The sequence below is a fragment of the Streptomyces otsuchiensis genome, from assembly GCF_004305975.1.
GTDB classification, from domain to species: Bacteria; Actinomycetota; Actinomycetes; order Streptomycetales; family Streptomycetaceae; genus Streptomyces; species Streptomyces otsuchiensis.
This window is the reverse complement of record NZ_BHZI01000117.1, coordinates 1-18,156: the sequence shown is the minus strand read 5'-3', so window position 1 is coordinate 18,156 and position 18,156 is coordinate 1. Positions and strand designations below refer to the sequence as shown.

Below are 18,156 nucleotides of genomic sequence, written 5' to 3'. Positions count from 1 at the left end.
GAAGGTGCCCGCACACCGCGGCCCCCGCCCGGCCCCCTCCCACGGGGGCGACGGACGGGTCGCGGCGGCGGGCACCGAACTCACATGTGACGACGGAGGCGGCGGAACCGTTCGCCCCCGGGCACAGCACCACCCCGGACCGGCATCACACCGGCCCGGGCCGTTCCCCGCACACCACGCTCCATCAGGTCCGCCCCGCCGACCGCCACAGCGGCGACACACCACCACCGTCAGCGCCGCGCCGGCGAACGGACGGGACCCGGACCAGGCCGGAACGACCGCAGCACGCCCGCACCATCGCGTCACCGCCTTCACCGCCCTTACCGCGTCACCGCCTTCGCCACGTCACGGCCGGGCCGCACCGACCCGCACCGCACCGCACCGCACGCCGCACCGTTCGACCGTGATGTCCCGTCACCGCCCGCACCCGCACCGTCCCGCGCGGGCCGCGCCGGCCGACGTAAGGGGCGCGTCGTGGCGCACCGGGCGTGTCGCCGGTACGGCGTGGGGCCGCGGAGTGCGATACCGTCCCGGGCACCACGCCCCGGCCGCGCCCACCGGCACGGTCGACGGCGCGGCGCCGCGCACCGCCGTCGAGCGGCACGCGGCGGCCCGTCCCACCGGGCGCCCGGGCGGTGCCGCAGGGCACCGGCCGGTACCGTCGAACCATGACCGCGGACCGGTTCACCACCGGAAGGCCCGGGGCGCGGGCGAGACGCGACATGGACGGACGGCTGCGCAATCGCCACCGTCCGCCAGGTGTCCGCCCGGCCTCGCGCACCGCAAGCTGGGAACAGTGCCGCCGTTGTATGTGATGACCGAGTTCGGTGTTCCACGTGATGGTGTCCGCCCAGCCCTGTGCCGGTCCCAGGGTGCGAGGGAAAGGAACGAACGCTGATGCGTGAGATCCGCGGAAAGCAGCACAGAGGAAAGCAGCACCGCGCCCGCCGTACGCCACGTGCCGCCGCGTTGGACTACGCGCGTCGGCAGTGGCCCGTCCTGCCCGCCGTCGGTACCGGCCTCGACGGCCGCTGCCACTGCGGCCGCTCCGACTGCCCGGCCCCCACCGCGCACCCCGGCGACCCCGAGCTACTGGCCGCCACCGACGACCCGTCGATGATCGAGTGGTGGTGGTCCGCACGCCCCGCGGCACCGATCCTGCTGGCCACGGGCGCTCCCGGGCCGTGCGGACTGAGCCTCCCCGCGCCGGCCGGGCGCCGCGCGCTGACCGGGCTGGACCGGCTCGGCGTCCGCACCGGGCCGGTGCTGGAGACCGCGGACCGGCTGACCCTGCTGGTCGCCCCGTACGACCTCGCCGAGCTGGGCGAGACGCTGTGCGACCTGCTCGACGCGCAGGTCGACGACGCACCCGCCGCCGAGGGCGGAACCCCCGGCCGACTGCCGCCCGCGCTCCGCTTCCACGGGCCGGGCGGCTATCTGGCACTGCCGCCGGCGTGGACCGGTGCCGGGCGGGTCGGCTGGGTCCGGCCGCCGGGCCCGGTGCACCGCCCCACGCGGCTGCCGACCGCCGCCGACGTGCTGCGCGCTCTGGTGGCGACGGAACGGCCCGCGCCGGGTCGCGGCAGCCGCCGCTGACCGTCCACGTCCACGCCCGCTGCGCGTCCACGTTCGCGTCCGCGTCCGCGTCCGGGCAAGCCCACGCCCCCGCTCTCGCTCTGGCGAGCGGCGGAGGCGTGCGGGTGCGCGGAGGGGTGCGGGGTGCGCGGGAGGGGCGTGCGGGCGTGGTGTGCGGGAGGCGGCGAGCCACGCGGCGCGCTCACCGTCCCACCCGAACGGAGTAACGCGGGAAGAGGGAAGGTTCACCCGCCTGGGTCAGAACCGTTCGTACATGTGAGAGAAGCCCCGGTCTGCCCCGATCCGGGCCGGTGGTTTCCCGCTATGTTCGGCGGGTCGAACGAAGAGTCCCCCCAGCTACCGCAGGGTGGTCCCCCGTGCACGAGTCCCCGTCCCGCGCCTCCGATCTCCGCACGACGGCGCTGGCCAGCGCCGTCGCCCTCGCTCTCGCCCTCCCGTTGGCCTTCGCGACGGCCGGCCCCTCCGGCGCACCGCGCTCGTCCGACGACACCGCCGCCCGCTCCCTGGCCGCCTCCGACAGCTCCGCTCGCCCCGGCGACGGCACCGCCGCGCCCGCGCCCGCGCCCGACGAGAACGGGCGCGGGGAGGAGAGGGAGACCGTCGAGGCCCCCGAGCGGCCCCGGGCCGCCTCCGGCGCCTTCTGCGGGCCGGAGATCACCTCCCCGGAGGGCGTCGAGGCGCGGACCTGCGTGCTGACCGAGGGCCCGGACACCTGGGGACGGGTCTACTTCCGCAACACCACGGGCGAGACGCTGCGCGGCGAGCTGACCGTGCTCCGGCCCGACGGACGGACGGTCGAGGTGCGCTGCGAGGTGCCGGCCTCCGACGACCCCGGCGTGTGCGAGACGCCGCGCGAGCCGACCGTCCCCGACGGCGCCGCGCGGGCGCCGTACTCGGCGATGGCGGAACTGGCGGACCGGAGCGGAGCCGGGCTGCTGGTCCGGGCGGGCTCCACCCGCACCTGACCGCTCCCCCGGACGGCCCGCCGGGAAAGCCCCACCGGACGGCCGCGAACCACTCCGTGGACGCCCCGTCCGGGGCGCTTTCGGGCACAGAAGAACCCGGCCGCTGGAGACGGGGGATGCACCAGCGACCGGGCTCACTCAGACCGTAACAACTCCTGTGAGTTTCGCAAATCCCACGACGCGACAATGGCCCCGATCGGACGGCGAACCGGCCTGGTTGTGACCGGAATCACTGCCCGGGGCGGCCGGTAACCGCCCCTGTGGACAACGCCGTGAAAACTCAAATAGCTTTAGTTCAGAGTGATCTGACGGTTCGTCAGACCACTGCGCGCACTCCGCTCCGAAGCGGTCAGCGGCTCGGTCCGGGCGAGTGCCGCGGACAGACGTTCGGCGAACGCGGCGGCCGGCTTCTCGCACTCCTCCGCCGTCATCGAGGACGGCAGATCCCACACCGGAACGGTCAGTCCGTGCGCCCGGAACGAACCGACCAGCCGGGTCCCCTCGCCCAGCCCCGACTCACCCGCGGCGTGCAGGCGGGCCAGCGCGTCGATCAGCTGGTCCTCGGCGTACGGCATCACCCAGCGCAGGTGGTTCTTCTCCGGCACCTCGCACCAGTAGGCGCTGTCCACCCCGGTGAGCCGCACCGTCGGGATGACGGCCTCGTTGGCGCGTTCCAGGGAGGCGGCGACCTGCGCCGACGCGTCGTCGGCCGAGTCCAGCCAGAACTCGAAACCGGAGTGCACCACCGGCTCGAACGGGGCGTCGGCGTCCAGCACGTCCTGGAGACGGGGGCTGTCCGGGCCGGTGCGCTCGGCGGCCACCGGGTTGCCGGGCTCGGCCTTGAGCGCGCGCAGCAGCACGTCGGCCAGGTCGCGGCTGAGGTCACCGGTCGCGGTGTCGTTCTGCAACGCCACCAGCACGCTGCCGTCCTGCCGGCGCAGCGCGGGCCAGGCCAGCGGCAGCACGGTCGCGAGGGTGACGGAGGGGACGCCCTCCGGCAGGCCGTCACGGAGCTTCAGCTCGACGGTCGCGGCGGGGACGAGCTCGCGCAGCGCGATCCAGTCGCCCTCACCCGGCAGTCCCTCGAAGGGGCGGCGGACCAGCTCGGTGGTGGCCTGGGCGGCGGCGCGGCCGTGGCAGGCCTTGTAGCGGCGCTGCGAGCCGCAGGGACAGGGTTCACGGGCGCCGACGACGGGCACCTCCCCGTCGATGAGCTGCGGCTTGCTGGCCTTGGTCTGGGGACGGCGCTTCTTGGCCATGGCGGGTACGGCTCTCCTGAGTCGGTGTGACGATGACGCGCCGGTGGACGGCGTGTAGCGCTGGGCTCTGTCCGGTGGATCGCGCCGCCGGCGCCGGCGGCGTCCGGGCCGGTGGATCGCGAGGCGCGCGGAGCGCCGCTCCCACGCCTCCCACGCCCCCGTTCGCGCTCGCCGCGAGGACGGACAACGCGGCGAGGCGTCGTGCCGGATGTCGCAGGCCGGGCGGGATTCACCGGGACAGGGCCTAGAGGGACTGTAATCGCCCGGACCACCCGGGCGCCCGGGCCGGTGGAAAGCGGGCGCGGGCCTCGCCCGCGGAAGGATTTCTCCAGGCCGTCGCCCGTAGCGCGTCTCACCACGATGACCTGCGTGTTCGTCGGCGCTCGCACCCGCTCGGAATACCTGCGGTGCGCCGGGCCGCGGTCCGGCCGGGGCCGGGCACCCACCCGCGCACCCACCCGGTCCGCCCCGGACCGCGCTCGGCCCTGAGCCGAGCACGCGGGGCGGGTGGGAAGGCCGCGGCGCCTGCCTGCGGTCGGCGAGCCTAGTCGGCGTCGCCGGAGATCACCGCCCAGACCGTCACGGCACCCGGCGCGGCGGCCGCGCGGACGCCCCAGTCGCGGGCGAGGGACCGGATGATCGTCAGCCCGCGTCCACCGCGTGCGGTGACCGACGGCGTCGCCGGGCACGGAAGTGTCGGTCCGCCGCCGTCCGTCACCGAGATGGTGACCTCGCCGAGGTCGTTCCGCTCCCAGGTCGCGTGGACCTCCTCGCGGATCAGTGGTTTCGCGTGCCTGCAGGAGTTGCTGAGCAGCTCCGAGAGAATCAGTGCGGCGTCGTCTATCACCGATTCCGCGGCTCCGCCGGTACGCAGCTCCTGGCGCATCCGCCGTCTCGCCGCACCGACGCCCGACGGTCCGTGTGGGACCGACATGATCGATGTCGTCGATACCTGCTGTGTCGCCATCAACGTCACCCCCGAGACCTCCTTTGCCTGACGCCAAAGGAGGGATGCCCTTCGGCATCCGGCCGGAAACCGTCGCTCAGCGATACGTTGATGAGTTCGTAATGAACGAATACGAGGCGAACGCGCCACGACACAAGCGGTAAATATTACTGAGTATTTGCTCACGCAAGTCCGCGAAGTTGATCACGCACCGTACGCGGCCGATTGGTGATCACAGCGTCTACCCCCAGACGCGCGCACAACTCCACATCGGCGGGGTCGTCGACCGTCCACACATGGACCTGGTGCCCCGCCTCGTGCGCCCGCGCCACGTACCCCGGATCGCGGCGCAGCACGCGGATGCTCGGCCCCGCCACACCCGTGCCGCGCGGGAGCCGGCCGGTGCGGTAGCGGGGCAGCAGGAAGTGCATCAGATAGACCGTGGGCAGGTCGGGGGCCGCCGCCCGCACCCGCTGCAACGACCGGGCGGAGAAACTCATCACCCGGACCTCCCCCGGAACCGGGTACCGGTCCAACAGCTCGAGCAGCCTGCGCTCCACCTGCCCCGCCCAGCGGGTCGGGTGCTTGGTCTCGATCGCCAGTCCGACCGGTCGATCCGTTTCGGCCACCAGGCGCAGCAGCCGCTCCAGGGTGAGGACCGTGGTGCGCTCGGGGTCACGACCGCCCCCACCGGTGAGCCCCGGGTGATCGGAACGAGTGCCTGCCGAGCGCTCCCGGCGACCGCCGGGCTCGGCCTCGGCCTCGGCGCGATCCGGCCGCTCCTCGTCCCCGGCCGACACCTTCCACGAGCCGAAGTCCAGCTCCGCCAGCTCGGCGAGCTCCAGGGACGAGACCGCGCCGCGTCCGTTGGATGTGCGGTTCACCCGGCGGTCGTGCACGCACACCAGTTGCTGGTCCGCGGTCAGCCGGACGTCGCACTCCAAGGCGTCCGCGCCCTCCGCTATCGCCTGCCGGTAGGCGGCGAGGGTGTGTTCCGGGGCGTCCTCGGAGGCCCCGCGGTGCGCGATCACAGCGATGTCGGCGGTCACCCGCGTATCGTCCCATCGCCGGGTGGCCGACCGTGTGACGCCCCGTCCGCCGCGGCGGGTCCGGCGGCCGAGCCCCGGAATGACTCCCACAACTGGCCCCGGCGGGAGACTTTTCTGGTGATTGAATCCACTTTGCCCTGTTCTCCGGCCTCGTCCAGGATCGGGGAACTCGTCCACGGTCGAGAATCCGCGTAGGGCTCCCGCAGCTGGGTACGCGGCAACGACCGGACCGGTCTCGTACTCACGTGCGGCGGGGGCGACCGGCGGTTCCCCCTCCGTGCGGACAGGGCGCTGCCGGGTTTACCTCCGACTGACACCGCGTGGGCAAGACTGTGCCGACCGAGTCCCGACCGGGGCGTACGGCCCCAACCTGTCGTGCACCTGAGGAGAAAGCTGTGACCAGCGAAAACGAAAGCGTCGGCACGCCGGGCCCCACAGAGCCGACCTCTCCGACGCCGCCCGCGCCGCCCACCGCACGGCCGACGGCCGCCGCGCCGCCTCCCCCGGCCGGCGCACCGACCCCGCCGGTCTCCTCTCCCACCACCGGTCACACCACCGGAAACCCCACCGACAGCGCCACCGGCAACACCACCGGTCACACCGCCGGTCACACCGCCCCCGCCGACACCGCCCACCAGCCGTCCGGGCCGGCCGGGCCTGCCGACCGGCCCGCTCAGCCGGGGCCCTACGGACCGCAGCAGACGGCGACGCGACACGACCCCTATGACCCCAACGCCGCCACCGCGCACCACGGACAGCCGGCCGCTGTACCCGCCGGCGCCGGCGCACCACCTCCGGGTGGGCAGGACGGCCCGTGGACGGCCTTCCCGCCCCCGCCGAGGCGCCGGCGCCGCACCGGACTGCTCGCCCTCGTGGCCGCCGTGACACTGCTCGCGGGCGGCCTCGGCGGCGGCGCCGGCTACCTGCTGGCGGACAACAGCGGAAGCGACAAGAACTCCACCACCACCAGCTCCAACGGTGAGGAGATCCGCGAACGCAGCCCCGAGTCGGTGGCGGGCATCGCGGAAGAGGCACTGCCGAGCGTCGTCACCATCCAGGCCGACGGCGACCGCGAGGGCGGCACCGGCACCGGCTTCGTCTACGACGAAGAGGGCCACATCATCACCAACAACCACGTCGTCGCCGCGGCTTCGAGCGGCGGCCAGCTCACCGCCACCTTCTCCGACGGCGAGAGCTTCGAGGCCGAACTGGTCGGCGGCGCCCAGGGGTACGACATCGCCGTGCTGCGACTGGTCGACGCCGGCGACCGCGATCTGAAGCCGCTGCCGATGGGCGACTCCGACGAGGTCGTCGTCGGGGACACCACGGTCGCGATCGGCGCGCCCTACGGTCTGTCCGGCACGGTCACCACCGGGATCGTCAGCGCAAAGAACCGCCCGGTCGCCTCCAGCGACGGCATGGGCGGTCGCCCCTCCTACATGAGCGCACTGCAGACGGACGCCTCCATCAACCCCGGCAACTCCGGCGGACCGCTCCTCGACGCCTCCGGCGCGGTCATCGGCGTCAACTCCGCCATCCAGTCGAACTCCGGAGCGCCGGGCCAGCAGGCGGGCTCCGTCGGCCTGGGCTTCGCGATCCCCGTGAACCAGGCGAAGCGCGTCGCCCAGGACCTCATCGAGAACGGCGAGCCGGTCTACGCCGTGATCGGCGTCTCGGTGGACATGTCGGAGAACTCCGCCGGGGGCGCCCAGATCAGCTCCGACGGCGACTCCGAGAACCCGGCCGTCACCCCCGACGGACCCGCCGCCTCGGCCGGCCTGGAACCGGGCGACACCATCATCAAGTTCGGCGACCGGATGATCGACAGCGGCCCCACCCTGATCAGTGAGATCTGGACCTACGAGCCGGGCGCCACCGTCGAGTTGACCTACGTCCGGGGCGGCAGGGAGCAGACCACCGACATCACGCTCGACTCCCGGGTCGGCGACCAGGAATGACCGTGAGGATGGCAGCGAGCCACCCCACGGAGCGGCTACGCTGTCGGGGTGCCGCCCACCACAGCGGCGCGGGGAGGCTTGCCCGAGCGGCCTAAGGGAACGGTCTTGAAAACCGTCGTGGCGGCGACGTCACCGTGGGTTCAAATCCCACAGCCTCCGCCACCGGTCACAGCGCCAGCGGTTCGAAGGGGTGCCCGTCAGCGACGGGCACCCCTTCGTCGTTCCCGGCGCGCTGAGGCCGTCCACCGGACCGAGCCGGGCGGGGCCGCACCGAGGCGCCCGGACGCGGGTGTCAGACCTTCTGCTGCCGTCGACCGCCGTGGGAGGCGGCACCACCCCGGCTGTGCGCGCAGCGGCCCGGCAGCGGCGGGTAACGGTGGGTGGCGCGGAAGGCGCGCTCGTAGGAACGGGTCAGGCTCTCGATGTGATCGACGAAGTCGGGGTCGGGCAGCGGCAGCTCGACATCCTCGTCGTCGACAAAGCTCAGCGACGCGGGAATGTAGATCAGCAGGGGAGTGAGCCGCTCCGGCACCGCGCCGTCGTCGCCGAACTTGTCCCGCAACAGGCGCAGGACCCGGAGGGCCAGGGAGACCTGGGCGTTGTCGGTGCGACTCGTCACCCAGATCTCGGCCTCGCCCGGCTCTCCGAACGACAGGTGCTGCAGGTAGAGGCAGTAGCTGGCCATGTGGTCACCGGCGCCGGCCGCGTAGCGCCACCAGAACATCGCGCTGTCCTCGGCCCCCGCCAGGCTGAGCACACAGCCCAGGACCCGGGCGGCGGCGGGGTCGGGCATCGAGTCGGAGACGAACTGGTGCAAGGTAGGGAGGGAGCCGTGCGCGCGCAGCACCGCCTGGCACAGCGCCGCGAGACTCTGCCCCGCCGACTCGGACAGCCCCATGCCGGCCGAACCCATCTTGGACGGGGACCCGGCGCCGGTGCACCGCCCGGTGCCCAGGTGGGTGCCACCCTCGCGGCAGGAGGCGAGTCGGCCGGACAGGCGACGCTCCGCCGCCCGCATCTCCTCGTCCGTGTAGTGGGCGCCGGCGAGCAGTGCGCGCTCCAGCATCTCCTCAAGGGTGGTCACGGTGTTCCCCTTCCCCTGATTCCAGCAGTTCCTGGAGAGCACGCCGCGCGTTCCGGGCCAGCGACCGCGCGCCGGCAGCGGTGATGCCCAAGTGGTGCGCGACCTCGTGCGAGGGATAGCCGAGGTAGTAGGTCAGGATCACCACGTCCTGCTGACGTTCGGTGAGCCGGGAGAGCGCCTGCCGGAGACTCATCGTCTCCTCGAACTGCGCGATGGGGTCGGAGGCTTCACGCAGGGCGAGAGTGTCGAAGACCTCGGTCCCGACGGACTCCGGACGGCGCCCGCGCGCACGGGCGAGATCGATGGTCCGATTCCGCATGACGCTCCAGGCCCACCCGGCCGGATTGCGTTTTCTCAGCACCTCGTCCCAGGTCAACGCGATCTCTTCGAGTGCCTGGTCGACTGCCTCTTCCGCGTCCGCGCGGCTGTTGAGCTGCATCTCGGCCCAGCGGACATAGACCGGGCGGTGCATCCGGTGGAACGCCTGAAGGTCGACGGGAAGCTCGACCTCGGGGCGGGCACTGGGCGGGTATCGGTCCGAGCTGGTCATCTGCGGGCTCCCGTCCGGGGGTGGTCGCTGCGGCGCTGAAGTTCCTCACGTCCCGTGTGCACCCCGAGCGCCGCCAGGCGACGCGTCAACAGGACGATGCCTCGCCCGAAGACCGCGGGTATCGACGCGGCTATCGGCAGATCCGAGGCTCGTGCGGTGATCATCAAGAATCCGGTTCCCCTCGCGTGGCCAGCGGCGCGCGGACACGTCCCGCCCCGGGGGCGGCACCATCCACCTCTGTCCGTAAGGCGTCTGCGAGCGACCAAGTGTGCATCACTTTTACCCCTGGCTTTCACCACAGCGTTGTGGCTGTACAGAAGTTGACGTGCTGTCACCGCGTGAGGTTGCTTCACAGCGGTCCGGGATGCCCATCGAACCGGCAAGGAGGGAGGCGGCAGTGGGGCGGTCGCTCATCACCGAGAGTCCAGTTTCACGTGAAACATCACGTGCGGCAGGCACCGCGCAGTGCGCGGCACGCCGAGAGCTGAGGAACGGCCTCAGAAGCCGCCTTCCATGTTGACGAAGCGGGAGTAGTGCCCCTGGAAGGCGACGGTGATGGTGGCGGTCGGACCGTTACGGTGCTTCGCCACGATCAGGTCGGCCTCACCCGCGCGGGGCGACTCCTTCTCGTAGGCGTCCTCGCGGTGCAGCAGGATCACCATGTCCGCGTCCTGCTCGATGGAGCCGGACTCACGGAGGTCGGAGACCATCGGCTTCTTGTCGGTGCGCTGTTCGGGACCACGGTTCAGCTGTGAGAGCGCGATGACCGGCACCTCCAGCTCCTTGGCCAGCAGCTTCAGGTTTCGGGACATCTCCGAGACCTCCTGCTGCCGGGACTCGGGCCGCCGGGAGCCACCGGACTGCATCAACTGGAGATAGTCGATGACGACCAGCCGCAGATCGTTGCGCTGTTTGAGTCGGCGGCACTTCGCTCGGATCTCCATCATGGAGAGGTTGGGCGAGTCGTCGATGTACAGCGGCGCCTCGTTGACCTCGGCCATCTGCCGGGCGACCCGGTTCCAGTCCTCGTCGGTCATCGAACCCGACCGCATGTGGTGCAGCGCCACCCGTGCCTCGGCGGAGAGCAGTCGCATCGCGATCTCGTTGCGGCCCATCTCCAGCGAGAAGATGACGCTGGGCAGGTTGTGCTTGATCGAGCACGCGCGGGCGAAGTCCAGTGCCAGCGTGGAGTTGTGGACCACGATGCCTTCGGCCAGGAAGTTGTGGGTGCCCTCGATCGTCAGGTCGTAGACCTCGTCCTCACCGTCCGGGACGATCGTGGCGACGGCGTCCCAGCGGATGTCGGACTGCGCGAGGTCGCGCAGCCGGGCACAGTCGAGTTCCTTGCCGAGCTCCAGCAGCCGGTCACGCGAGACAGGGCCGGCCGGCTCATCCATGGCCGCCGGCAGTGCGGACCCGGCGGTCCCGGCGACCTGAGCGGCCCGGGACCGGGCCTCCGCGATCAGCGCGTGCACCTCGGCGGGCAGTTCCCCACCGCCGGGGGCATCGGCTCCCGCAGCGCCCTCCGCATCCGCGGCGTCGCCGACCACCGCGAGGTGGTCTCCCGGACGCAGCTCGGAGAGCGGCACCCAGCCACGAAGCGTCCGGAACGGGTGGTTGGCGGTGGCGGCGATCGACCGCCCTCGCTCGGTGGTCAGGCGCAGTACCGAACGGCGGCCGTTGGGGATGAAGTCGGACGGGCGGACGGCCCGCAGCCGCCAGTCGTCGGTCAGGGTGACGATCTCCAGGGCCTCGCCGGCCCGGCCGCGCCGGACGAACTCCTCGATGGTCAGCGGTTCGCCGCTGCGCGCCTCGGTCACCAGGGTGGGCGCGGCCAGGCACTTACCCATCGCGGGCCGTGCGGCGATGACCACCATCTGGCCGGGATGCAGTCCGTTGGTCAGCTGGTCGAGGTCGGTGAAGCCGGTGGGCACGCCGGTCATCTCACCGCTGCGGTTGCTGATGGCCTCGATCTCGTCGAGCGCGCCCTCCATGATGTCGCCGAGCGGCAGGTAGTCCTCAGCCGTGCGTTGCTCGGTGACCGCGTAGACCTCGGCCTGGGCGGAGTTGACGATCTCGTCGACGTCGCCGTCGGCCGCGTAACCCATCTGGGTGATGCGAGTGCCGGCCTGCACCAGGCGGCGCAGCACCGCGCGGTCGTGGACGATCTCCGCGTAGTACTCGGCGTTGGCCGCCGTGGGCACGGTCTGGACGAGGGAGTGGACATAGCCGGCTCCGCCGATCTTGGCCAGCTCACCGCGCTTGGTCAGCTCGTTGGAGACCGTGATCGGGTCCGCCGGCTCACCCTTGGCGTAGAGGTCCAGGATGGCGGCGTAGATGGTCTCGTGCGCCGGCTTGTAGAAGTCATGGCCCTTCAGGGCCTCGACCACATCCGCGATGGCGTCCTTGGAGAGCAGCATGCCGCCCAGGACGGACTGCTCGGCCTCCAGATCCTGCGGTGGCAGGCGTTCGAAGGAACTGCGGTCCGGCGCACCGTCATAGCCGCCACCACCGCCACCGCTGTCGTCGGAGTTGCGCCGGGGGCGGGAGACCTCCGCCTCGTCCCAGGCGCTCCCGGTGTGCTCAAGGTCGGTCACGCCCCCGCCTCCTCCTGGAATCTGAACTCGGTCCCGTGCCGCGTGCTTCGGCCGTCAGCCCATTGGTACGGCACGGCACCGACACCCCAGCGATCCGGAGCCTGCCGCGTTCACGGCGGGCCCGTACGGGAGGCACCGGGGGAGACAGGCGAGGAGCCACGCTACGCCTAGTCGGCCCCTGCCCCCAACCCGGTTATCCACAGGTTGGAGGGGGACCATGTGGATGTCTGATCAGACCCTGTGGATAACCCGGCGATTCCTGTGGACGGGTCGGTGGACAGCGCTGTGGACTACCACGAAAACCTGCGACACAACCCCTCCTGACCAGGCATGACGTCATCCACGGACGGTGCGCGACAAAAAGTTCTCGCAACTCGACAAGATCATGGCAATGGGCGCAGACCATCACACCGTTCTGTGATCGAAGTAAGGACCCCAGCCCTCTTGTATCCGTTACCTGTGGATGTTTGGATCACCCCATGACCCACAGTCCCGACCGCCGCCCGGCCGACGCCGAACAGAACCACGGCACCACACCGGACCCGGGCCCCCCGGCGGTCGGCACCACGTCGGACCCGGCCACTACGGCCACCACCACGGCCGCCACCCCGACCACCGCCCCCGCTCCCACTGCGGTCGGCGGCATCACTCCGGCAGCGGCAGTCGTCGACACAGACACAGACGTCGGCGTCGGCGTCGGCACCGGCACCGGCACCACCGGGGCGAACGCCACCGACCCCCCGCACGACGGCACACCCCGGGGAAAGCGTGCCGCCCGGCGCCGCCACGACCGCGAGATCCTCGCGCTCGCCGTGCCCGCCTTCGGCGCACTGGTGGCCGAACCGCTCTTCCTGCTCACCGACTCCGCGATGATCGGCCACCTCGGCACCCCACAACTGGCGGGCCTCGGCGTGGCCGCCGCCTTGCTCGCCACCGGCGTCAACATCTTCGTCTTCCTCGCCTACGCCACCACGGCCGCGGTGGCCCGCCGCGTCGGTGCCGGCGATCTCGCGGCCGCCATCCGCCAGGGCATGGACGGCATCTGGCTCGCCTTGCTGCTCGGCGTCGCGACGGCGGCCGTGGTGATTCCCGCGGCTCCCGCCCTCATCGAGGCGTTCGGGGCCTCCGCGACCGCCGCTCCCCACGGCATCACCTATCTGCGGATCAGCGCCCTCGGCATTCCGCCGATGCTGGTCGTCCTGGCGGCCATCGGCGTACTGCGCGGTCTCCAGGACACCCGCACCCCGCTCTATGTGGCCGTCGGTGGCTTCACCGCCAACGCGGGCCTCAACGCCCTGCTCATCTACGGCTTCGGCTGGGGTGTCGCCGGCTCGGCCTGGGGCAGTGTGATCGCCCAGTGCGGCATGGCCGCCGTCTACCTGTACGTCGTGGTGCGCGGGGCCCGCCGCCACGGGGCGTCGCTGCGGCCGGACCCGGCCGGTATCCGCGCCTGTGCGAAGGCCGGCACCCCACTGCTGGTCCGGACCCTGTCGCTGCGAGCCGTGCTGCTGATCGCCACGGCGGTCGCCGCCCGGTTCGGGGATGTCTCCATCGCCGCGCACCAGATCACTCTCACGCTGTGGACGCTGCTGGCGTTCGCCCTCGACGCCATCGCCATCGCCGGCCAGGCCATCATCGGCCGCTATCTCGGCGGCGGCGACGCCGCCGGGGCGCGGCGGGTCTGCCGCCGCATGGTGCAGTGGGGCATCGGTTCCGGGCTGGTGCTCGGCGCCCTGATCGCCGCGAGCAGCCCGCTGATCCTCCGCGTCTTCACCTCCGACCCCGAGGTGCGCGACCAGCTTCTGGTCCTGTTGCTCATCGTGGCGGTCACCCAGCCGGTCGCCGGGGTGGTCTTCGTCCTCGACGGCGTCCTGATGGGCGCGGGCGACGGGCCGTACCTCGCCTGGGCCATGCTGCTTACGTTGATCGTGTTCGCGCCGGTCGCGCTGCTGGTGCCGGTGCTCGGCGGGGGTGTCGGCGCACTGTGGTGGACGATCGCCGGGCTGATGATGGGCACCCGGATGCTGACGCTGTGGCTGCGCACCCGCACGGGCCGCTGGCTGGTCACCGGCGCCGTCCGGGCCTGAACGCCCCTGAGCACCTGAGCACCTGAGCACCTGAGCACCTGAGCACCTGAGCACCTGAGCCACGGTCGCCGCCCCACGACGCAGCGCCCCCGCCCGCTCCGGACAGCCGGAAGGGCGGTACCCCGCAGGCTGCGGGGTACCGCCCTTCCGTGAGTGCTACCGGAACCGCTGTCGGTTCCGGCTGCCGGGCATCCCGGCGGCCGTCAAGCGGCCGCCCGTCCCGGTCACCGGAACCGGTGACCACCCCGGTCAATCCGGGGTGACCGCGCGGATCACTTGGCGGCGTTGACCTCAAGGCCCACCTTGGCGGTGACCTCGGGGTGCAGCCGGACCGAGATCTGGTGAACGCCCAGGCTCTTGATCGGGTGGCCGAGCTCGATACGACGCTTGTCGAACTCGGGGCCACCGGCCTGCTTCACCGCGGTGACGATGTCGGCCGGGGTGACCGAGCCGAACAGGCGACCGCCGGTGCCGGCGCGGACCTTCAGGCGCACCTTGACACCCTCGAGCCGGCCCTTGACCTCGTTGGCCTGCTCGATCGTGGCGATCTCGCGGATGCGACGACCGCGACGGATCTGCTCGACATCCTTCTCGCCGCCCTTGGTCCACCGGATGGCGACGTTGCGCGGGAGCAGGTAGTTACGGGCGTACCCGTCCTTCACCTCGACGACATCGCCGGGCGCGCCGAGGCCGGAGACCTCGCTGGTCAGGATGATCTTCATGTTGTGTCACCCTTCCTTAGCGCGCGGTGGAGGTGTAGGGCAGCAGCGCCATCTCACGGCTGTTCTTCACGGCCGTGGCGACGTCACGCTGGTGCTGGGTGCAGTTGCCGGTGACCCGGCGGGCACGGATCTTGCCGCGGTCGGAAATGAACTTCCGCAGCAGGTTCGTGTCCTTGTAGTCGACGTAGGAGATCTTCTCCTTGCAGAACACGCAGACCTTCTTCTTCGGCTTGCGTGCAGGCGGCTTCGCCATGGTCTCTTTCCTTTGAATCGCTCAAGAAGTGGGATGAACCCTGCTTCCCTCCGCGGGCCCGGGTCGCCCCGGGGCCGCCACGAGGCCCGTGGGCCTCAGAAGGGGGGTTCGTCCGAGTAGCCGCCGGAGTCGCCGCCGGGGCCGCCGCCCCAGCCGCCTCCGCCACCGCCGCCGCCCTGCTGGCCGCCGCCCGCGGGGCCGGTGGCCCACGGGTCGCCGCCCTGCTGGCCGCCGCCGCCACCCTGCTGACCGCCGCCGGGGCCGCCGCCCCAGCCGCCGCCACCCTGCTGGCCGCCGCCTCCGCCGAAGCCGCCACCGCCGCCCTGGCCGCCGCCGCGCCCCGAGGTCTTGGTGACCTTGGTGGTGGCGTTGCGCAGGCTGGGGCCGACCTCGTCGACCTCCAGCTCGAAGACCGTGCGCTTGATGCCCTCCCGGTCCTCGTAGGACCGCTGCTTCAGCCGGCCCTGAACGAGCACGCGGGTCCCCTTGGTGAGGGACTCGGCCACGTTCTCCGCGGCCTGCCGCCAGACCGAGCAGGTCAGGAACAGGCTCTCGCCGTCCCGCCACTCGCTGGTCTGCCGGTCGAAGATGCGCGGGGTGGACGCGACACGGAACTTCGCGACCGCCGCACCGGAGGGGGTGAAGCGCAGCTCGGGGTCGTCGACGAGATTGCCGACGACCGTGATGACGGTCTCGCCTGCCATGGGTGAACCTCTCGGCGGGTGCTAACTGCAGTTGCTGCGATGATGACGGGTGGCTCTGACACCACTCGCCGGCTGGACTACCCGGTTACCGTCCGGGCCCGTGGGCCCGTGTCACGGATGAGCTGGGCTCACCGAATGGCGGGACGGAGGACCTTCGTCCGCAGGACCGACTCGTTCAGGCCCATCTGACGGTCGAGTTCCTTGACCAGTGCGGGCTCGGCCTGCACGTCGATCACGGCGTAGATGCCCTCGGGCTTCTTGTTGATCTCGTAGGCGAGACGACGACGGCCCCAGGTGTCGACCTTCTCGACCTTGCCGTCGCCCTCACGGACCACGGTAAGGAAGGTCTCGATCAGGGGGGCGACAGCGCGCTCCTCAAGATCGGGGTCGAGGATGACCATCACCTCGTAGTGACGCATGTGGAACCCACCTCCTCTGGACTCAGCGGCCACGGACGATCCGTGGCAGGAGGGTCAAATGCGTTGCCGTACCGCGTCCACCGGCTCGAATCCACGAGCGGACGACACGACACGGACGGCTCAGCGTACCCGCTGCCACCGCTCCGGTTGAAATCCGCCCAGAAGCCGCCACACTCTGTGTTATACGGCTCACGGTCATACGGCCCACGCCTGGAGGTGCCCCATGGCTCAGGCAGTGCACGGACACCGCTCCCCGCTGTCCTTCTTCAACACCGACGGCAACCCCCACCCGAGGGAGAACGCCCTCGCCGTCGTCACCGCGGTACTGGGCCTGCTGGCCCTGATCACCGCCTTCTTCCCCGGACTCCATCTGATCGCCTCGTGGGCCGGCCTGGCCGGAATCGTCACCGGGGCGTCCGGACAGATGCTGTCGGTCACCACCGCCGAGCGGTTCGTCACCGTGCTCGGGCTGGGGGCGGCCGCCGTCGGCTTCTACCTCGGCATGGCCCACGGCGGGCTCTTCGGCGGCGTCCTCGGCTGACCCGGGGAGCCGTGGGACCCCGGGAGAGCCGGGCCCCACGGGAGCCGGGGAGCCTGGCAACAGGGAACCCGTGAAGCGCCGCGGCGGCCGGGCGTCGGAGGCCATGCGCCCCGTCCGGCCGACCGGGCGCGCCCCGGTTACCTCCGGCGACGGGCACGGCAGCGACGGCCCGCGCGCCCGGCGGCAGTAGGCTTCCGGCGGGGAGCCCCCGAGGCTGCCGCCGTATCCACGTGATGTTGCTGAGCGCCAAGTGCCGCCGGAGGAGCGCCCGTATGAGCCTGACCCTGAGGACGATCAGCCGCGAGCAGCATCTGGCGTACATCCGCTCGCTGCCCTCGGCCAGCCACATGCAGGTCCCGGCGTGGGCGGACGTGAAGTCCGAATGGCGCTCCGAGTCGCTCGGCTGGTACGACTCCTACGGCAAGCTCGTCGGCGTCGGCCTGGTGCTCTACCGGCAGCTGCCGAAGGTCAAGCGGTACCTGGCCTACCTCCCAGAGGGCCCGGTGATCAACTGGTACGCCCCCAACCTCGAGGACTGGCTCCAGCCGATGCTGGCGCACCTCAAGGCGCAGGGCGCGTTCTCGGTGAAGATGGGCCCGCCGGTGGTGATCCGCAGATGGGACGCGAAGGCGATCAAGGCCGGCATCCAGAACCCCGAGGTCAAGCGGCTGCGTGATGTCGAGGCGACGTTCCTGGAGCCGCGCGCGTTCGAGGTGTCGGACAAGCTGCGGCGGATGGGCTGGCAGCAGGGCGAGGACGGCGGCGCCGGCTTCGGCGACGTGCAGCCCCGCTACGTCTTCCAGATCCCGCTGGCCGGACGCAGCCTGGAGGAGGTCCACAAGGAGTTCAACCAGCTGTGGCGGCGCAACATCAAGAAGGCCGAGAAGGCGGGCGTCGAGGTGGTGCGCGGCGGCTACGACGACCTGGCCCTGTGGCAGCAGCTGTACGAGGTGACGGCCGAGCGTGACAAGTTCCGCCCGCGCCCGCTGAGTTACTTCCAGCAGATGTGGCAGGCGCTGAACGCCGAGACGGCCGGTCGCGGGGAGGAGCCGCGGATGCGGCTGTACTTCGCGAAGCACGAGGGTGAGGCGGTCGCCGCGGCGACGATGCTGATCGTCGGCGGACACGTCTGGTACTCCTACGGCGCCTCCGCCAACCACAAGCGGGAGGTGCGGCCCTCCAACGCGATGCAGTGGCAGATGCTGCGCGACGCGCACGCCATCGGCGCGCAGGTGTACGACCTGCGCGGTATCGGCGACTGCCTGGAGGACACCGACCACCTGTTCGGACTGATCCAGTTCAAGGTCGGTACGGGCGGGGAAGCCGCCGAGTATCTCGGCGAATGGGACTTCCCGCTCAACAAGCTGCTGCACAAGGCGCTCGACATCTACATGTCGCGTCGCTGACGTACGGCCCACCCCTGCCC

At 71.6% G+C, this 18,156-nt stretch carries 16 protein-coding genes and 1 tRNA gene; 7 read left to right on the top strand and 10 right to left on the bottom strand.

Annotated features, from left to right (window positions below; all coding sequences use genetic code 11):
- The first annotated feature begins 897 nt into the window (after positions 1-897).
- Together E0D90_RS13185 and E0D90_RS13180 are read left to right on the top strand one after the other, a co-directional pair.
- Positions 898-1,596, top strand: coding sequence for a bifunctional DNA primase/polymerase (locus E0D90_RS13185; protein ID WP_103503132.1), 699 nt, complete (start codon positions 898-900; stop codon positions 1,594-1,596).
- 356 nt (positions 1,597-1,952) lie between these two features.
- Positions 1,953-2,561, top strand: coding sequence for a hypothetical protein (locus E0D90_RS13180; RefSeq protein ID WP_227870192.1), 609 nt, complete (start codon positions 1,953-1,955; stop codon positions 2,559-2,561).
- A gap of 290 nt (positions 2,562-2,851) precedes the next feature.
- On the opposite strand, the gene E0D90_RS13175 is transcribed toward E0D90_RS13180, so the two are convergent.
- The 3 genes from E0D90_RS13175 to E0D90_RS13165 all read right to left on the bottom strand — a co-directional run bounded on the left by E0D90_RS13175 (position 2,852) and on the right by E0D90_RS13165 (position 5,815).
- A complete protein-coding gene (locus E0D90_RS13175; protein WP_103503130.1) occupies positions 2,852-3,820 on the bottom strand; it encodes a DUF5926 family protein in 969 nt (322 codons plus the stop codon).
- 544 nt (positions 3,821-4,364) lie between these two features.
- Entirely contained in the window at positions 4,365-4,787 is a 423-nt protein-coding gene (locus tag E0D90_RS13170) for an ATP-binding protein (protein WP_103503129.1), read from the bottom strand.
- A gap of 161 nt (positions 4,788-4,948) precedes the next feature.
- Entirely contained in the window at positions 4,949-5,815 is an 867-nt protein-coding gene (locus E0D90_RS13165; protein ID WP_130798211.1) for a glycerophosphodiester phosphodiesterase, read from the bottom strand.
- 395 nt (positions 5,816-6,210) lie between these two features.
- Here E0D90_RS13165 and E0D90_RS13160 point away from each other — a divergent pair, with 395 nt between their 5' ends.
- Positions 6,211-7,773, top strand: a complete 1,563-nt coding sequence (locus E0D90_RS13160; protein ID WP_227870191.1) for a S1C family serine protease — start codon at positions 6,211-6,213, stop codon at positions 7,771-7,773.
- Positions 7,774-7,845: 72 nt separating this feature from the next.
- Positions 7,846-7,935: transfer RNA gene (locus E0D90_RS13155), tRNA-Ser, on the top strand.
- A 130-nt stretch (positions 7,936-8,065) separates the two neighbouring features.
- Here the strand turns inward: E0D90_RS13155 and E0D90_RS13150 are convergent.
- The 3 genes from E0D90_RS13150 to dnaB all read right to left on the bottom strand — a co-directional run bounded on the left by E0D90_RS13150 (position 8,066) and on the right by dnaB (position 12,004).
- A complete protein-coding gene (locus E0D90_RS13150) occupies positions 8,066-8,857 on the bottom strand; it encodes a hypothetical protein (protein WP_130798207.1) in 792 nt (263 codons plus the stop codon).
- Positions 8,844-9,407: a sigma-70 family RNA polymerase sigma factor gene (locus tag E0D90_RS13145; RefSeq protein ID WP_103502296.1), complete on the bottom strand. Its 564-nt coding sequence runs from the start codon at positions 9,405-9,407 to the stop codon at positions 8,844-8,846. Before E0D90_RS13145 ends, E0D90_RS13150 begins: the two co-directional genes overlap by 14 nt.
- Positions 9,408-9,904: 497 nt before the next feature.
- Positions 9,905-12,004 carry a replicative DNA helicase gene (gene dnaB / locus E0D90_RS13140; RefSeq protein WP_227870190.1) on the bottom strand — a complete coding sequence of 700 codons (2,100 nt, stop codon included), beginning with the start codon at positions 12,002-12,004 and terminating at the stop codon, positions 9,905-9,907.
- 479 nt (positions 12,005-12,483) lie between these two features.
- On the opposite strand from dnaB, the gene E0D90_RS13135 reads away from it, so the two are divergent.
- Entirely contained in the window at positions 12,484-14,091 is a 1,608-nt protein-coding gene (locus tag E0D90_RS13135) for an MATE family efflux transporter (protein ID WP_227870189.1), read from the top strand.
- A 272-nt stretch (positions 14,092-14,363) separates the two neighbouring features.
- Here the strand turns inward: E0D90_RS13135 and rplI are convergent, their stop codons facing one another.
- The 4 genes from rplI to rpsF all read right to left on the bottom strand — a co-directional run bounded on the left by rplI (position 14,364) and on the right by rpsF (position 16,189).
- On the bottom strand, positions 14,364-14,813 hold the full coding sequence (rplI, locus tag E0D90_RS13130) for a 50S ribosomal protein L9 (protein WP_103502295.1): 450 nt from the start codon (positions 14,811-14,813) through the stop codon (positions 14,364-14,366).
- A 16-nt stretch (positions 14,814-14,829) separates the two neighbouring features.
- Positions 14,830-15,066, bottom strand: coding sequence for a 30S ribosomal protein S18 (gene rpsR / locus E0D90_RS13125; protein ID WP_003978893.1), 237 nt, complete (start codon positions 15,064-15,066; stop codon positions 14,830-14,832).
- Between the two features lie 95 nt (positions 15,067-15,161).
- Positions 15,162-15,770: a single-stranded DNA-binding protein gene (locus E0D90_RS13120; RefSeq protein ID WP_130798205.1), complete on the bottom strand. Its 609-nt coding sequence runs from the start codon at positions 15,768-15,770 to the stop codon at positions 15,162-15,164.
- A 128-nt stretch (positions 15,771-15,898) separates the two neighbouring features.
- Positions 15,899-16,189, bottom strand: coding sequence for a 30S ribosomal protein S6 (gene rpsF / locus E0D90_RS13115; RefSeq protein ID WP_103500436.1), 291 nt, complete (start codon positions 16,187-16,189; stop codon positions 15,899-15,901).
- A 223-nt stretch (positions 16,190-16,412) separates the two neighbouring features.
- Here rpsF and E0D90_RS13110 point away from each other — a divergent pair, with 223 nt between their 5' ends.
- Together E0D90_RS13110 and E0D90_RS13105 are read left to right on the top strand one after the other, a co-directional pair.
- Positions 16,413-16,730, top strand: coding sequence for a hypothetical protein (locus tag E0D90_RS13110; RefSeq protein WP_130798203.1), 318 nt, complete (start codon positions 16,413-16,415; stop codon positions 16,728-16,730).
- Positions 16,731-17,002: 272 nt separating this feature from the next.
- Positions 17,003-18,136, top strand: a complete 1,134-nt coding sequence (locus E0D90_RS13105) for a lipid II:glycine glycyltransferase FemX (RefSeq protein ID WP_103500438.1) — start codon at positions 17,003-17,005, stop codon at positions 18,134-18,136.
- The last annotated feature ends 20 nt before the right edge of the window (positions 18,137-18,156 follow it).

What these genes read in the sequence shown, in the direction of transcription:
- E0D90_RS13105 (WP_103500438.1), top strand. Translation starts at nt 17,003, where the DNA reads ATGAGCCTGACCCTGAGGACGATCAGCCGCGAGCAGCATCTGGCGTAC.
- E0D90_RS13120 (WP_130798205.1), bottom strand. Translation starts at nt 15,770, where the DNA reads ATGGCAGGCGAGACCGTCATCACGGTCGTCGGCAATCTCGTCGACGAC.
- E0D90_RS13185 (WP_103503132.1), top strand. Translation starts at nt 898, where the DNA reads ATGCGTGAGATCCGCGGAAAGCAGCACAGAGGAAAGCAGCACCGCGCC.
- E0D90_RS13145 (WP_103502296.1), bottom strand. Translation starts at nt 9,407, where the DNA reads ATGACCAGCTCGGACCGATACCCGCCCAGTGCCCGCCCCGAGGTCGAG.
- E0D90_RS13135 (WP_227870189.1), top strand. Translation starts at nt 12,484, where the DNA reads ATGACCCACAGTCCCGACCGCCGCCCGGCCGACGCCGAACAGAACCAC.
- rplI (WP_103502295.1), bottom strand. Translation starts at nt 14,813, where the DNA reads ATGAAGATCATCCTGACCAGCGAGGTCTCCGGCCTCGGCGCGCCCGGC.
- E0D90_RS13175 (WP_103503130.1), bottom strand. Translation starts at nt 3,820, where the DNA reads ATGGCCAAGAAGCGCCGTCCCCAGACCAAGGCCAGCAAGCCGCAGCTC.
- rpsF (WP_103500436.1), bottom strand. Translation starts at nt 16,189, where the DNA reads ATGCGTCACTACGAGGTGATGGTCATCCTCGACCCCGATCTTGAGGAG.
- E0D90_RS13170 (WP_103503129.1), bottom strand. Translation starts at nt 4,787, where the DNA reads ATGGCGACACAGCAGGTATCGACGACATCGATCATGTCGGTCCCACAC.
- E0D90_RS13110 (WP_130798203.1), top strand. Translation starts at nt 16,413, where the DNA reads ATGGCTCAGGCAGTGCACGGACACCGCTCCCCGCTGTCCTTCTTCAAC.
- rpsR (WP_003978893.1), bottom strand. Translation starts at nt 15,066, where the DNA reads ATGGCGAAGCCGCCTGCACGCAAGCCGAAGAAGAAGGTCTGCGTGTTC.